General features: G+C 72.9%; 11 protein-coding genes. 6 read left to right on the forward strand and 5 right to left on the reverse strand.

The genetic code is table 11. From position 1 onward, the window contains the following. Positions 1-2,651: beta propeller repeat protein (locus E1286_RS40090; RefSeq protein WP_484213925.1), on the forward strand; the 2,651-nt coding region annotated here is incomplete at its 5' end. An 86-nt stretch (positions 2,652-2,737) separates the two neighbouring features. Here the strand turns inward: E1286_RS40090 and E1286_RS40095 are convergent. Continuing rightward, positions 2,738-3,136, reverse strand: a complete 399-nt coding sequence (locus E1286_RS40095) for an NUDIX hydrolase (protein WP_132621418.1) — start codon at positions 3,134-3,136, stop codon at positions 2,738-2,740. A 74-nt stretch (positions 3,137-3,210) separates the two neighbouring features. Here E1286_RS40095 and E1286_RS40100 point away from each other — a divergent pair, with 74 nt between their 5' ends. Continuing rightward, positions 3,211-3,852 (forward strand): DUF6758 family protein, encoded by a 642-nt coding sequence (locus E1286_RS40100; RefSeq protein WP_165970130.1) that lies wholly within the window; start codon positions 3,211-3,213, stop codon positions 3,850-3,852. On the opposite strand, the gene E1286_RS40105 is transcribed toward E1286_RS40100, so the two are convergent. Next, complete coding sequence (locus E1286_RS40105) at positions 3,839-5,443, reverse strand: serine/threonine-protein kinase (RefSeq protein ID WP_281282835.1); 1,605 nt, start codon at positions 5,441-5,443, stop codon at positions 3,839-3,841. The genes E1286_RS40100 and E1286_RS40105 overlap by 14 nt on opposite strands. Before the next feature lie 102 nt (positions 5,444-5,545). Here E1286_RS40105 and E1286_RS40110 point away from each other — a divergent pair, with 102 nt between their 5' ends. The 3 genes from E1286_RS40110 (at position 5,546) to E1286_RS40120 (ending at position 8,504) form a co-directional block, all read left to right on the forward strand. Next, positions 5,546-6,259, forward strand: coding sequence for an MBL fold metallo-hydrolase (locus E1286_RS40110; RefSeq protein WP_165970131.1), 714 nt, complete (start codon positions 5,546-5,548; stop codon positions 6,257-6,259). Between the two features lie 59 nt (positions 6,260-6,318). Beyond that, positions 6,319-7,218 carry a RecB family exonuclease gene (locus E1286_RS40115; protein ID WP_132621422.1) on the forward strand — a complete coding sequence of 300 codons (900 nt, stop codon included), beginning with the start codon at positions 6,319-6,321 and terminating at the stop codon, positions 7,216-7,218. 110 nt (positions 7,219-7,328) lie between these two features. Further along, the gene (locus E1286_RS40120; protein ID WP_132621424.1) at positions 7,329-8,504 is read left to right on the forward strand and encodes an MFS transporter; all 1,176 of its coding nucleotides are present in this window, start codon (positions 7,329-7,331) and stop codon (positions 8,502-8,504) included. Here the strand turns inward: E1286_RS40120 and E1286_RS40125 are convergent. From E1286_RS40125 to E1286_RS40135, 3 genes are all read right to left on the reverse strand, one after another. Further along, the gene (locus E1286_RS40125) at positions 8,458-9,360 is read right to left on the reverse strand and encodes an oxygenase MpaB family protein (protein WP_132621426.1); all 903 of its coding nucleotides are present in this window, start codon (positions 9,358-9,360) and stop codon (positions 8,458-8,460) included. The genes E1286_RS40120 and E1286_RS40125 overlap by 47 nt on opposite strands. A 13-nt stretch (positions 9,361-9,373) precedes the next feature. Then, the gene (locus E1286_RS40130; protein WP_132621428.1) at positions 9,374-10,264 is read right to left on the reverse strand and encodes an alpha/beta fold hydrolase; all 891 of its coding nucleotides are present in this window, start codon (positions 10,262-10,264) and stop codon (positions 9,374-9,376) included. A 720-nt stretch (positions 10,265-10,984) separates the two neighbouring features. After that, positions 10,985-12,919: a DEAD/DEAH box helicase gene (locus E1286_RS40135; protein WP_246075570.1), complete on the reverse strand. Its 1,935-nt coding sequence runs from the start codon at positions 12,917-12,919 to the stop codon at positions 10,985-10,987. A 350-nt stretch (positions 12,920-13,269) separates the two neighbouring features. On the opposite strand from E1286_RS40135, the gene E1286_RS40140 reads away from it, so the two are divergent. Further along, on the forward strand, positions 13,270-13,914 hold the full coding sequence (locus E1286_RS40140; protein WP_132621432.1) for a ferritin-like fold-containing protein: 645 nt from the start codon (positions 13,270-13,272) through the stop codon (positions 13,912-13,914). The last annotated feature ends 194 nt before the right edge of the window (positions 13,915-14,108 follow it).

Below are 14,108 nucleotides of genomic sequence, written 5' to 3' on the forward strand. Positions count from 1 at the left end.
GCCCCCTCTCCGCCGACCCCGACCGACCGCCGGCGACCGCCGACCCCGGCCGACCCCCGGCGACCGCCGGACCCGGCCGTCCGCCGGCGACCACCGGATCCGACCGGGCCGCGTCCGAGGTGGGGCCGGCAGAGGTGGGGCCGGCAGAGGTGGGGCCGGCCGAGCGGGACGCGTCCGGGAGCCGGACGCCGCCGTACCGGCTGGTGTTTCCCGTCGAGGAACGCCCGCGCCCGGACGAGACCCCCGAGAGCGAGCCCGAGGTGCGGCGGGTCGGGCGGCCTCCGGCGGGCCGGCCCACACGGCCGGACCTGCTCGTCGCCACCGGCCCGCCGCGCCCGCAGGGCGGCCGGCACGAGCGCGGCCCCGCCCCCGCCGCCGTCCGCAGGTCCAGCCCGGTACGCCGGGGCAGCAGGGCCGTCCCCGTGGTGCTGACCGTGGCCGCGGCCGTCCTGGCGGGCACCGGCGTGCTCGTGTGGCAGTGGACCGGCGAGGACAGCCCAGCCGTGCGCCTGGCGGCGGGCACCGGCCGGTCGGGGGACGAGCTGTTCACCGTCCCGGCCGCGGGCGACGGCGCCGACCAGAAGCTCAACGACATGACCTCGGTGGGCCGCATGGTGGTGGCGGTCGGCAGCGACACGACCAGCCCCACCCCGCGCCCGCTGTTCCTGTTCTCCCCCGACGGGGGCGAGACCTGGCGGCTCGGCCAGGTGAACGGCGCCTCGACGCCCACGGTCCGGCGCGTGGTGGGCGGCGACGGGCGCTGGCTGGCCAGCGGCGGCGACGGCACGTCCGGCGGGCGCGGCCTGTGGACCAGCCCCGACGGCCGCACCTGGACGGCCGTGGAGGCGTCAGGGTCGGCCGCGTTCCGGGCAGGCGACCAGATCCACGACATCGCGCGCACGGCGTCCGGTTTCGTCGCGGTGGGGCGCGCGACCGGCGAGGACGGCGGCTCGTTGCCGGCCGCGTGGCGCTCGGGCGACGGCCGGACCTGGGAGCGCACAGAGACCAGGGAGCTGGGAGTACGGGAGCTCAAGGCAGTGGTGGCCAGGGGCGACACGGTCGTGGCCATCGGGGTACCCGCGATCGGCGAGGGATCGCGGGTGCTGCGCTCGGCAGACGGCGGGCGTACCTGGCAGGCGACCGGCTTCCAGCTCCCCGAGGCGGAGCCGCGCGCGGGCACGGTGGCGGTGTTGTCGAAGCGGTTCGTACTGGTGCCGGCCCGGCGGCGCACGGCCGAGGGCGACGTACGCGTCTACTGCTCGTCGACCGGGGCGGAGTGGTCGCAGTGCGGCTCCATCGGCGGGCTCGGCGGCGAGAGCGTCGGCGTGGAGTCGCTGATCTCCCACCAGTCCGGCGTCGCGGCGATCGCGCAGACCGGCCTCGGCCGCTACTCCGTGCTGACCAGCACCGACGGCAGCTCGTGGGACAAGCGGGCCGACCTCGGCGACCTGCCGGGCGCCACGCTGCGCGGGTTCACGATCGCGGCCGGCGGCACCCTGCTGGCCGGCGGCGACCAGGCAGCCTCCGACGTGGACAACCAGCTCGTCCTGCTGGCCGCGCCCCAGCGCGGCAAGGCGGAGCGCGTGCCGCTCGGCGAGGTCGAGGGCCTGACCAGGATCGCCCGCGAGACGAACGCCCTCGCGAGCTCCGGCGGCCGGTACGTCGCCGTCGGCTCGGCCTCGGGCGACGCGGGTCTGTGGACGATCAGGAACTGGCAGAGCTGGAAGTCCATGAGCCTGGGCGGCCCCGGCAGGCAGACGCTGGAGGACGTGGCGCACGGCCGCCGGGGCTGGCTCGCCGTCGGCGGCACCGCGGCGAACGTCTCCTTCACCGACCCCCTCCTCGTCACCTCCGCGGACGGCGAGAAATGGCGGAAGGTGGACGTCAAGGGCGACCTGGCGCGCGCGGCGGACCTGCCGTACCTGCGGGCCGACGTGGTCACGGCGGGAGAGGACGGCTACGTGGTCGCGGGCGAGTCCAGGGACCAGGCGGGCGTGTCCTCGGCCGAGGTGTGGTTCACGCGGGACACGCGCACGTACACCCGTTCCGAGCGGCTGCCGCAGCGTGGCGCGGGGGTGCGCGTCCACGACGCGGTCGCCATTCCCGGCGGGTACGTGGCGGTGGGCGGCTCGGGCGGCGCCGACCGGGAGACCAGCGTGGTGTGGTTCTCGGAGGACGGCCTGAACTGGAGCGCGCGCCCGCGGGTGACCCCGCCGGACGCCACGTCGGCCGGCCTACGACGGATCACGATTTATCAGGACAAATTGGTGGCGATCGGCACCGCCGTGACAGGCGGGGCGCGGCGCGCGTTCGCCGCGGTCTCCGACGACGAGGGCGAGAGCTGGCGGACGGCCTGGCTGCCGGCGGAGCAGGCGGCGGCCGTGTACGACCTGGCGGCGGCCGGCGAGGGCCTGGTCGCCGTCGGCTGGCACGGCGTGTCCGGCGAGGGCGACAGCGCGGCCTGGACGTCTCCTGACGGCCTGTCGTGGAACCGCATGGCGCTCACCCAGGACCGCCTGGCGGGCCAGGGCTCACAGTGGCTGTCGGCGGTGGCGGTGAACGGCTCGGAGGTCGTGGCGCTCGGCCGGTCCACGACCTACAGCGCCGACCACCTGATCCTGTGGACCTCAAGCCTGTCGTCGAGCAGATAGACCCGGTGTGTAAGGCGGGCGGCGCCGCGACCGATCGTCACGCGTACGGTCGGCCGAGGCCGGGCGAGCGGCGCCGCGAACCTCGCCTAACCAGGCGGGAGCACGCCCCAGCCGGTCAGCGACTCCAGCAGCCCTTCCGACAGCGGAAGGCGAGCCAGGTCGTCCCTGGCGCACCAGCGCACGTCGGCGGCGTCGTCCCCGGGCGTGGGCGTGCCGGCGGAGACGGTGGCGAGATAGTCGCGGATCACGTACGTCACCCCGCCCGGCCCCGGACGGTCGACCGTGCCGGCCAGGCGGCCCACCTCCACCCGCAGCCCGGTCTCCTCAAGGACCTCGCGGCGCACGCCGGCCTCGTCGCTCTCGCCCGGCTCCAGGCGGCCTCCGGGGAGGGACCACAGCCCCATTCCGGGCGGATGGCCGCGCTTGATCAGGAGCAGCCGACCGGCCGCGTCGAAGACGATCGCGCCCACACAATTTACCCGCACGTGACCAAGATTACGGCGGGATAACGCGGAGCACCCTTGACGGGGCCGCGCCGGAGCACGCACCGTGGGTAGTTGTGAGAGCGGCACCAACCTGCCCACGGTGTTTTGGCCCGCTTCACGGGCCGAGCGCCTGGTCGAGTGCGTTTCGTTGCGGCACGCACGGAGACGTCCTGCCCTACCAGCCCCCGTGGCCCCCGAGCAGCACCGCGCTCGAGGCGATCCGCAAGAGCTCGGTCGTGCCGGTCTGGCTGCCGTGGCCGCTGCCCGCCGGCTGGCTGGTGACCGGGTTCGGCGAGGTGGGCGACAAACGCACCGGATCCCGTGCCAGCCTGGTCGCGTTGAGCGGTCCTTCTCTCACGGAGGGGCCCGCCGACCTGATCCTCGTCGCCGAGGAGCCGGGCATCGGGCTGGGCGCGGCCTTCGCCGGTCTCCGCGGCCCCGACCCCGGTGAGGGGTTCGACGCGGGCCCGCCGAACGCGAAGATCGACGTGCTCGGCCATCCCACCGCCCTGTGGTGCGTCGACGGGCAGCCCGACCGCGCGGTCTACGCCGGTGAGGCGCTCGGCAACTGGCTGTGGGCCATCGCCTGGCCGGCCGACGCGGGCTGCGTGATCGCGCTGGCCGAGCTGTCGCTGCTGGACGTGCGCGACCACGAGCTGGACGTGCCGTTCGGGGCCTTCTCCCCGAGGCTCGAAGACCAGGTCACCGACCGCTGATCGGGATGCCAGGGAAGCGTCCGAGCAGCATCAGGTCGACCTCGGCCGTCCTGACGTCCCGGGGCACGCCGAAGATCGCATGGAACGTGTGAGTCTTCCCGGCGGGGACGCTGGTGAGGGAGTCCCACCGGGAACACGCGCAGGCGCCGCTGCGCAGCTGCGGATGGATGGGCTCGCCGGAGCCCGCGGGGAGCAGGCTGGTGCCCTGGAGGTCGAACTCCGACGTGCCTTTCATCAGCACGAGCAGGGTCACCTCGTCGCCCGAGGGAGAGTCGTTCCTGAGCGTCCACCGCAGCGTCACCTCCTCACCCTTGCGTGCCAGGGAGAGGATCCTGACGTGCACCGGCACGCTGGCGTCGTACACGTTGGTGACGAAGGTGTCGCTTTCGGCGAGCGCCTTGCCGTCGCCGGCGGGCCGTGCCGGCCGCTCACCGGCCGTCGAGCCGGTCGTCGGGCCGGTCGTCGGGCCGGTCGTCGGGCCGGTGGTCGAGTCGGTGGTCGAGTCGGTGGTCGAGTCGGTGGTGGAGCCGGTCGCTGACGGGTTGCCGGTCGCCGGGGGAGGAGGCGGGTCGGCGGTGACGGTCGCGGTGACCGTGGTGGTCGCGCTCGTCTGCGGCTGCGCCGTCGTGGGGCGATCCCACGGCCGCCAGGCCACCAACGTGGCGGCTGTGACCAGCAAGGCGAGCGCCACCGCGACCACCGGCGCCACGCGGAGCCGACGGGCCGGCGGCGCCTGCGGGGCGGGCAGGAGCGGCGTCCAGGAGTCGCTCACCATCCGCGTGGCCAGCGCGGGCGTGGCCGACTCCCGTCCGAGCAGCCGGTCCAGGAGTTGCTGGGCGGTGGGCCGGCGGGCCGGGTCCTTGTCCAGCGCCTGCTCCACCAGGGGGCGCAGCCGTTCGTCGAGGCCGTCGAGCCGGGGCACGTGGTGCACCACCCGGTAGAGCACCTGCGGCGCGGGCCCGGCGCCGAACGGCGGCCGGCCCGCTCCCGCGTAGGCCATCACACCGCCCCAGGCGAACACGTCGCTCGCCGCAGTGGCGGGCCGGCCGTCGGCCTGCTCGGGGGCCATGTAGGGCGGCGTGCCCATGACGACGGCCGACTGCGTCGTGTCGGCGGACCCGGACAGGCGGGCGATGCCGAAGTCGATGACCCGCGGCCCCACCGCGCTCAGCAGGATGTTGGACGGTTTGAGGTCGCCGTGCACCACCCCCGCCTGATGGATGGCCGCCAGCGCCGTGGCGACGCCCACCGCCAGCGCCTCCAGGTTGGCGCCGTTCATCGGGCCCTGCGCCCCGATCACCGACGCCAGATCCGGTCCGTCCACGTATTCCGTGACGAGATAGGCGATCTCCCCGTCGATCCCCGCCGCCAGCACCGGCGCCGTGCAGAAGCGCGCCACCCTGCGCGCGGCCTCGGCCTCCCTGGTGAAGCGTCTGCGGAAGTCGGCGTCCGCGGCCAGCTCGGGGCGCAACACCTTCAACGCCACCAGGCGGAAATCCGCGTCATGAGCCAGGTAGACGATCCCCATGCCGCCTTGCCCAAGCGTGCGTACGAGCCGATACGGACCGATTTGCTGGCGTTGATCGCTCACGGAAAGCAATTGTCATGACCGGGCCTGAATTGTGCTAGCGGAACGCTTGATCACGGCGTATGCGATTCGCGCTCTCAGGTAGAGGAGCTAGAGTTCGGAGGCGTGACAGCGCGTATCGAGCGAGTGGTGACCGAGGGCGTCGTCGACATCGACGGCACCGATCAGAAGGTCGAGAACAACACCTGGATCGTGGGCGACGACGACGAGGTGATCGTCATCGACGCGGCGCGAGACGCCGAGAAGATCCTGGAGCAGGTGGGCGAGCGGGAGGTGCTGGCCGTCATCTGCACGGCGGGCCTGCCCGACCACGTCTCGGCCGCCATCGAGGTGGCCAGCAGAGACGAGGCCGTGATCGCCCTGCACCCCAAGGACAAGCCGCTGTGGCGGGAGACCTGGCGGGAGACCTGGCCCGACATCGACATGGAGGACGACGGCATCTTCGAGGTCGCCGACGTCCAGCTCGACGTCATGGAGACGCCCGGCGTCACGCCCGGCGGCGTGTCGCTCTACTGCGAGGCGCTCAAGGTCGTCTTCAGCGGCGAGGCCCTGCAGGCCGACGGCCCCGGCAGGCTGGGCGGCGAGTACCCCGCCCTGGCCGACCAGCTGACCTCGATCGGCGGGCGGCTGTTCACGCTGCCCGGCGAGACGCGGGTGCTGCCGGCCCACGGCGAAGAGGTGACGATCGCAGACCTGGAGCCCCACTTCGACGACTGGGTGTCCGGTTCGCTGACCCGCACGGCCGCCGCCGACGACGAGTCCGAGGGCCCGCTGACCGACGGCACCAAGATCTCCGGCATCAAGCTCGGCGACGACTAGGTGAGACACCGGAGCGCGAGGCGGCGGCACCCGGCGACCGCCTTACTCTGCGAGGCCAGATGAATCCCACCCAGTTGCCCCTGGAGGGGATGCCGCGGCGGCTCTATTCCTGCACGCCGTCGCGGTTGAACGCCTGGCTCGACTGCCGCCGCCGCTACCGGTTCACCTACCTCGACCGGCCGCAGCCGGCCAAGGGCCCGGCGTGGGCGCACAACAGCGTCGGCGCGAGCGTGCACAACGCGCTGGCGGGCTGGTGGCGCGAGCCGTACGAACGCCGCACCCCGCTCACGGCGTCCATCCTGCTCACCAACGGGTGGATCACCGAGGGGTTCAAGGACGCCGAGCAGTCCGGCCGGTGGCTGAGCCGCGCCCGCGACCTCGTGTCCGGATATGTCGCGACTTTGGATCCGGCGGATGACCCGGTGGGCGTCGAGCGCACCGTCGCCACCCGTACCAAGGTCATCGCCGTGTCCGGCCGCATCGACCGGCTCGACCGGCGCGGCGACGAGCTGGTCGTGGTCGACTACAAGACCGGCCGCCGTCCCCTGACGCAGGACGACGCCCGTTCCTCGCTCGCCCTGGCCGTCTACGCCGTGGCGGCGTCCGCGGTGATGCGCGCCCCCTGCCGTACGGTCGAGCTGCACCACCTGCCCACCGGCGAGATTGTCGAGTGGCGGCACACCGGCGAGTCCCTCGAACGCCACCTGCGCCGCGCCGAGGAGGTCGCCACCGAGGCCGCGGCGGCCGACGAGCGTTACCGCGAGGTCGTGCCGCCCGCGCCCGGCCGCCCGTCCCGTGAGGGGCCCCCCGCCGGCCCCGCGCCGGTGCCCGCCGAGATCGACGAGCTGTTCCCGCCCAACCCCGGGCCGCTCTGCTCCTGGTGCGACTTCCGCCGCCACTGCGCCGAGGGCCAGGCGGCCGGGCCCGAGCGCCGCCCGTGGGACGCCCTGGCCGAGTGACCCACCGCCGTGCCCACGTTCTCCGGGGCGGATGACGGCACGGCGTTGGGGGACCCTCGGCGGCGGCCTCTGATCCGTTTCCTGGCGACATCAGGGGTTATGGATCACATGTGAGAGACCGATTACCGGCCGCGGTGGCGCTGGGCTCCCTGTTCAACCCGCTCAACTCCTCCATGATCGCGATCGCGCTGGCGCACATCGAGGCCGAGTTCGACGTCGGGATCGCGGCCGTGACGTGGCTCGCCGCCGGGTTCTACCTCACCGGCATCCTGGCGCCGCCGGTGATGGGCACCCTGGCCGACAGGTTCGGGCCACGGCTGGTGTTCTGCGGCGGGCTCGTGACGATGGCGGTGACCGGCGTGCTGGCCGCGCTGGCGCCGACGTACCCGATGCTGGTGGTCGTGCGGCTGCTGCAGGCGTTCGGGAGCTGCGCGACGATGCCCGCCGGGATGGCGATCGTGCAGGCCGTGATGCCCGGCGAGGACGGCCGGCCGCCGCCGCGCGTGATCGCCACGATCTCGATGGTGCTCACCGCGAGCGCCGCCCTCGGTCCCGTGCTCGGCGGGGTGCTGATCGGGCTGTGGGGGTGGCGGGCGATCTTCCTGGTCAACGTGCCGCTCGCGGTGGTGGCGTTCGTCGTCGCGCTGCGCTGGTTGCCCCGCGTACGCGCCGACGGGGCCGGCCGGCCGCCGCTGCCCCGGCTGCGGCCCCGCCTGCTGGCCACGTGCGTCCAGTTCGCCCTCACCAACGTGGTCTTCTACGTCGCGTTCTTCGCGGTGCCGTTGTGGGCGCAGCAGACGGCGGGCGTGCCGGCGCATGTCGCGGGCCTGCTCGTGCTGCCGCTGGCCGGGCTGGGCATCGTCATGACGCCGGTCGCGGTGGCCCTGGCCGGCCGCGCGGGCATGCGGACCGTGCTGGTGACCGGCGCCGCGCTGCTGCTGCTCGGCTCGTGCCTGCTGGCCGTGTCCGCCGCCGTTGCGCCGGTGCTGGCCGCCGCCTCGGTGCTGGGGGCGGCCGCGGCCTTCGGCCAGTACGCGCTCAACTCGCTCGTCTTCGTGCACGCCGACCGCCGCGACACCGGCGCCGCCGTGGGCTTCTTCCAGGCGTCCAGGTACGTCGGCGCCGCCACCGCGTCCTCCCTGCTCGGCGTGCTGACCGGCGGAGGCGGCCTGGAGGCGAGCGCGTGGACGATGGCCGCGGTGTCGGCGGCCGTGCTGGCGGGGACCGCCGTGCTGCCCGTCAGACGGCGGCCCGCGGCCGGCGACGGGGATCGGTCAGGCCCCTGAGCCCTCCGCTGAGGTCGTAGCCGGCCGCGCCGAGGCGTTCCCTGGAGGCCCGCAGCATCTGCCGGGTGGCGGGCATGAAGGCGCGTTCGTGGATGGGCTCGGGCAGCGCGTTCACGCCCAGCCGGAACGCCTTCAGCGCGGCCGTGACCGCCGCTTCGGGCACTTCGGGCAGCGCGCCGTACATGCGCCGGGCCCAGCCGGGGAGCGTGTAGTAGCAGAGCGCGCCGAACGGGAACCAGACGGGTTTGACCGGCGCCAGCATCCTGAGGTGGCGCGGCAGCCGCGGCCACATGAGGAACCGCACGGTCGAGGCCGCCTCCGGCGTCACGCGCAACCGCGGCCGCATCTGTTTGAAGTAGGCGTCCAGCTCGGCGCACGTGCCGGGCACGTCGTCGGGATGCAGGCCGACGTACGCGGCGCTCCTGCGCTGCTCGGCGAGGTACCGGTCGGCCTGGCGTTCGGTGAGCCGCACCCCGCCCCGCCTGGCCACCTCCAGGTACGACGACACCTCCGCGCAGTGCACCCACAGCAGCAGCTCCGGATCGTCGACCCGATGCGCGCGGCCGGTCTCGGGATCGCGGATGCGCATGGCCCGATGGATGCCGCGGACCCGCCGGCCGATCTCCTCGGCCTCCTCCGGGCTGCCGAACGTCACCCGCTCCACGAAGTCGGCCGTACGGCGCAGCCGTCCGAGCGGATCCTCCTGGAAGGTGGAGTTCTGCCAGACGCCCAGCATGGCCCGCGGATGGAGGGCCTGGAGCATGAGCCCGCGTACGCCGCCGACCCACATCGAACGATCGAGATGAACCAGCCAGGTCGCGCTCTGCGGAGGCTGGGCGACGAGCTCATCGGTCATAGTGGACAGATGATTACATAGCGCTCGATCTAACGTCCAAGTAGTGCTTTTCGGCCGCGTTCCAGAAGGTGACCAGGGCCGCCGCGGTCGTCTCCGGCGCCTCCACGGCGGGGGAGTGCACCGCGCCGGGCACGACCACGCTCTCCGCCCCCAGCCGGGCGGCCATCTCCGACTGCGCCTCGGGCGGCCAGCCGTCGTCGTGCTCGCCGAACAGCACCAGCGTCGGCAGCTCGATCTGGCGCAGCTCGTCGGTGCGGTCGCGCATGGTCAGCACCTGCTCGGCCATGCTGGTCAGGCCGGTCGGGGAGTTGTTGAGCAGCCGCCTGCGCAGGAACTCCCTGATCTCGTCGCTCACGTCGTTGGCCAGCGCCTCGGGCTCGAACCTGGTCTGCCACATGTGCTCCAGGCCGAGCGCGGGCACCTCTTCGAGGATCTTCCTGCCGTTGCGGGCCCGCCGGCCCTCGATGGCCGCGGGGCCCGAGCTCATCAGCGTGAACGAGGCGAACTTCGTGCGCCCGTCGATGACCGCCTCCCTGGCCACCAGCCCGCCGAAGGAGTGGCCCACCAGGTGGACGGGGTCGCCGCCGCCGATGACCTGGGACAGCACGTCGACGTCCGCGCCGAGCGCGGCGCAGGTGTAGGCGGCCGGGTCGTCGGGGCCCGGAGTTTCGTACTGCCCCCGCAGGTCGACGGCCACCACCCGCCGCCCCGACTGGGCCAGGGTCATCAGGACGGCGATGAAGTCCTCTTTGCTGCCCGTGAGCCCGGGGACCAGGAGCGCGGGCCAGCGCTCCACCACGCCGCTGACCGGGAGCGCCTCCAGAGCCGCGAACGTGCCCTGTGGCGTCTCGATCTTCTGCGGCGCAACACCGGGAGGCAGGTCGAGGAATCGGGGCGTACTCACGTGGGGCAACAATACCCAGAGGTCAGCGGCTCGACACCGTCATGGTGATTACACCGGTGCGACTTCTGGGAAGTTGTGAGGTTTGCGCGACCTCGACCTCAGGCCCGCCACGCGGTTCCGCGCCATGCCGTCGCCGGAGCAGAAGGAACGCCTCCAGAGCCTCGTGAGCGGCGCTGAGCGGCCTCCTGAGGTTCCGGCGTAGCTGGAGGGTGCTCCGGGTGGGGTGATGGCCGTGGCGCCGCGTGAGGAGCGCGTACGGCTCGTGCGGTCGCGGACAACCCGCCGAGCTCCCCGGCCCCTGCGCGTCCACGACATCGACGGGAGATCGTGGAGTGACCTGGACGCACGGACCGGATCCCCCGGGCAGCGGCAGGCCATCGGTCAGCCAGGAGGGGGCGGTGGCCTGGTGGTCCCGCCCGCCCAGCAGGTGAGCATCGGCTTGCCCGGTTTCGCGGCGACCGCCGCCGGGCCGTAGCCGCGCGGAGCCGTCCAGTACCCGGCAGGCATCACCGCCCCGGGCCGCACGCACGTCCGGGCTGTCCACCGCCCGCGCCTGTCCGTCGTCGTGTCGATGATCGGCCGGGATCCGGCGGCGGTATCGGGGTTCAGAGCGGCGAGGTAGCGGTGGGGGTGTTCGCGTGTGCGGGAGCGTCGCACCCGGTGGTGGGCGGGCATGCGAAAGGCGCGCACCCACCAGGGGCGCGCGCCTTTCGTTGTCGGTCAGCCGGTGCGGCGGCGGTTGCCACCGCCACCGCCACCGCCGGCGCGAGGCTGGCGGCGCTGCTGCTTGCGCTCGGTCGCCGCAGACGGGGCGATGTCGTCGTCGTCCGTCGCGAGGTCGGGCGACTGGAAGATCACCGTGAACGGGTTCGGCGGGATGATCCGCTCCGGCTCCTTGCGCGCCGGCGGGGGCGGCGTGGTCAGGAAGCTCGGCTCGGCGACGGGCGCCGCGGGACGCTCGACGGCAGGCGCCACAGGGCGCTCGGCGACGGGTGCCTCAGCGCGCTCGACGGCGGGTGCCGCAGGGCGCTCGACGGCGGGTGCCGCAGGGCGCTCGACGGCGGGTGCCGCAGGGCGCTCGACGGCGGGTGCCGCGGGACGCTCGGTGACCGGCTCCGGCTCGGTGTCGACCCGGCGGGACCGGGTGCTCCGCACCGGCGCCTCCTTCGCAGGCTCCGCGTCGGCGGCCCGGCGAGAGCGGCCGCCCGTCACCGGAGCCTCAGGGGCTTCGGCGAGAGCCTGCTCGATGGCCGTCGAAGCAGCCCCCCTGCGCGTACGGGTGCGCTTCGGCTCGGCCGTCTGCTCGACCTCGTCCGTGCTCAGGAGCGCCTCCTGCGTCTTGGTGTTCACGGACTCCACCTCCGGCGTCTCGACGGTCTCGGCCAGCTCCCTGCCACCGCGTGTACGGCGGCGCTGGCGCGGCGTACGCGAGGGACGCTCCTCGCGCTCCTCACGTTCCTCGCGGCGGCGCCCGCCACGCGTGCGGATCCTGCCCGTCTCACCGAGGTCCTCGATCCGCTCGGCCGACAACCCCGCCCGCGAACGGGCGGCGTGGGGCAGGACGCCCTTGGTGCCCTCGGGGATGGCGAGCTCGGTGTAGACGTGCGGCGAGGTGGAGTAGGTCTCCACGGGCTCGGCGAAGTCCAGCCCGAGCATCTGGTTGATCATCTTCCAGCGGGTCAGCTCCTCCCACTCGACGAACGTGACCGCGATGCCCGTGCGCCCGGCCCGGCCGGTGCGGCCGATGCGGTGCACGTAGGTCTTGTCGTCGGTGGGGCAGTCGTAGTTGACCACGTGGGTGACGTCGTCGATGTCGATGCCGCGCGCCGCCACGTCGGTGGCCACGAGCACGTCGATCTTGCCGTTGCGGAACGCCCGCAACGCCTGCTCGCGCTGGCCCTGGCCGAGGTCGCCGTGGACGGCCGCGACCGCGAAGCCGCGGGTGTCGAGCTGCTCGGCGACCATGTCGCAGGCCCGCTTGGTCTCGCAGAAGACCATGGTGAGCCCGCGGCCCTGGGCCTGCAGCAGCCGCGCGACGATCTCGATCTTGTCCATCCGGTGGGTGCGCCACACGATCTGGCGGACCTGCGGGGTGGTCTCGCCATCGCCGCTCTCCATCTCGGCGCGTACGTGCGTCGGACGGTTGAGGTATTTGCGGGACAGCGAGACGATCTCGCCCGGCATGGTGGCGGAGAACAGCATCGTCTGCCGTTCCGCCGGGATCAGCTTGAAGATGCGCTCGATGTCGGGGAGGAAGCCCAGGTCGAGCATGCGGTCGGCCTCGTCGAGCACGAGCGAGGTGATCTGGCTCAGGTCGAGGTGCTTCTGCTTGACCAGGTCGAGCAGTCGGCCGGGGGTGCCGACGATGACGTCGACACCGGCCTTGAGCGCCTCGATCTGCGGCTCGTACGCCCGGCCGCCGTAGACGGTCAGGACGCGCGACCCGAGCTTGCCGGCGGCGGTGACGAGGTCTTCGCTCACCTGCACGGCCAGCTCACGGGTCGGCACGACGACCAGACCGCGGGGCTTCTTCCGGTTTTTGCGCGGCTTGCCGATGCTCTGCAGCATCGCGATGCCGAACGCGTACGTCTTTCCCGTGCCCGTGCGGGCCTGACCGATGAGGTCTTGCCCGCTCAGGGCTAGCGGGAGGGCCATTTCCTGGATCGGAAACGGCGTGACGATGCCCTCGGTCTCGAGGGCGTCGGCGATCTCTGGTGTGACTCCGAGGTCTCGGAAAGTCGTCAGCGTGGCCTGCCTCAGTCTCAAATGAAGGCGGGCCTGCCGGGACCGACGGGCGGAAAACGCCCCTTGTCGTGGGTCCTCGCGGTAGAGCCAGCCCTCTCGCGTCATCAGCGACCGCGCACCCGGGGAAACGGGGGGTAATCGGGGTGTTGTCCCGAATTAACACAGTGCGGTCGCACTTTCACAGAGCAGTGTACTCGATACCACAACGCTGACCGAGCTTACGTATGTTCCCGAAGATTCACCGAAGTACGCTGCCTTCCATGAAAGAGTCTCCTGGAGTCGTCGACCTGCTCGGTGTGCTGGCCTACGCGGAGCTCAGCGCGTACGCGCGCATGACCGAGGATGCCGCCACGCTCGCCCCCTCGCTGGCCGACAGAGCGGCGCTGAGTGAGCTCGCCGTGACCGAGTACGCCCATTTCCGCCTGCTGCGCGACCGGCTGACCGAGCTGGGGTCCGATCCCGACGAGGCGATGGCGCCGTTCATCGCGGCGCTGGAAGCCTGGCATGCGCAGACCCGGCCGTCCGACTGGCTGCAGGCGCTGGTCAAGACGTACGTCGGCGACGGCATCGCGCACGACTTCTACCGGGAGGCGGCACGGCATCTCGACCCCTCGATCGCCCGGCTGGTCGACGAGGTGCTGGTCGACGAGGGGCGCTCGCAGTTCGCGGTCGAACGGGTCAGGGCGGCGATCGAGGCGGATCCGGTGGCGAGCGGGCGGCTGGCGCTGTGGGCTCGGCGGCTGGTGGGGGAAGCGCTCAGCCAGGGGCAGCAGGTGGCCTCGGCGCGGCCGGAGCTGGCGACGTTGCTGACGGAGTCGCTCGAAGAGGGTAAGGCCGATATTTCACGACTTTTCGCGAAACTCCAGGAGGAGCACAACAAACGGATGGCCGCGATGGGGCTCTGACCCGCCCACGTGGGCGCCGGGTCGGCGATTGGGCGGCGCGAGCGCCGAAACGGTTGTACCGTGCCGACATGAGGGCCTCGCGCCGCTACGGCAGTTCCTTGACGAGATGCGGTCCGAATCGCTGGATTTCCCGCGCTGTACTGCGCAGGCAGGCCACGGTCTGTCCGGCCGTACCGAGCGGTCACACCGCCACC

This window comes from Nonomuraea terrae, assembly GCF_004348995.1.
In the GTDB taxonomy this organism is placed as follows: Bacteria; Actinomycetota; Actinomycetes; order Streptosporangiales; family Streptosporangiaceae; genus Nonomuraea; species Nonomuraea terrae.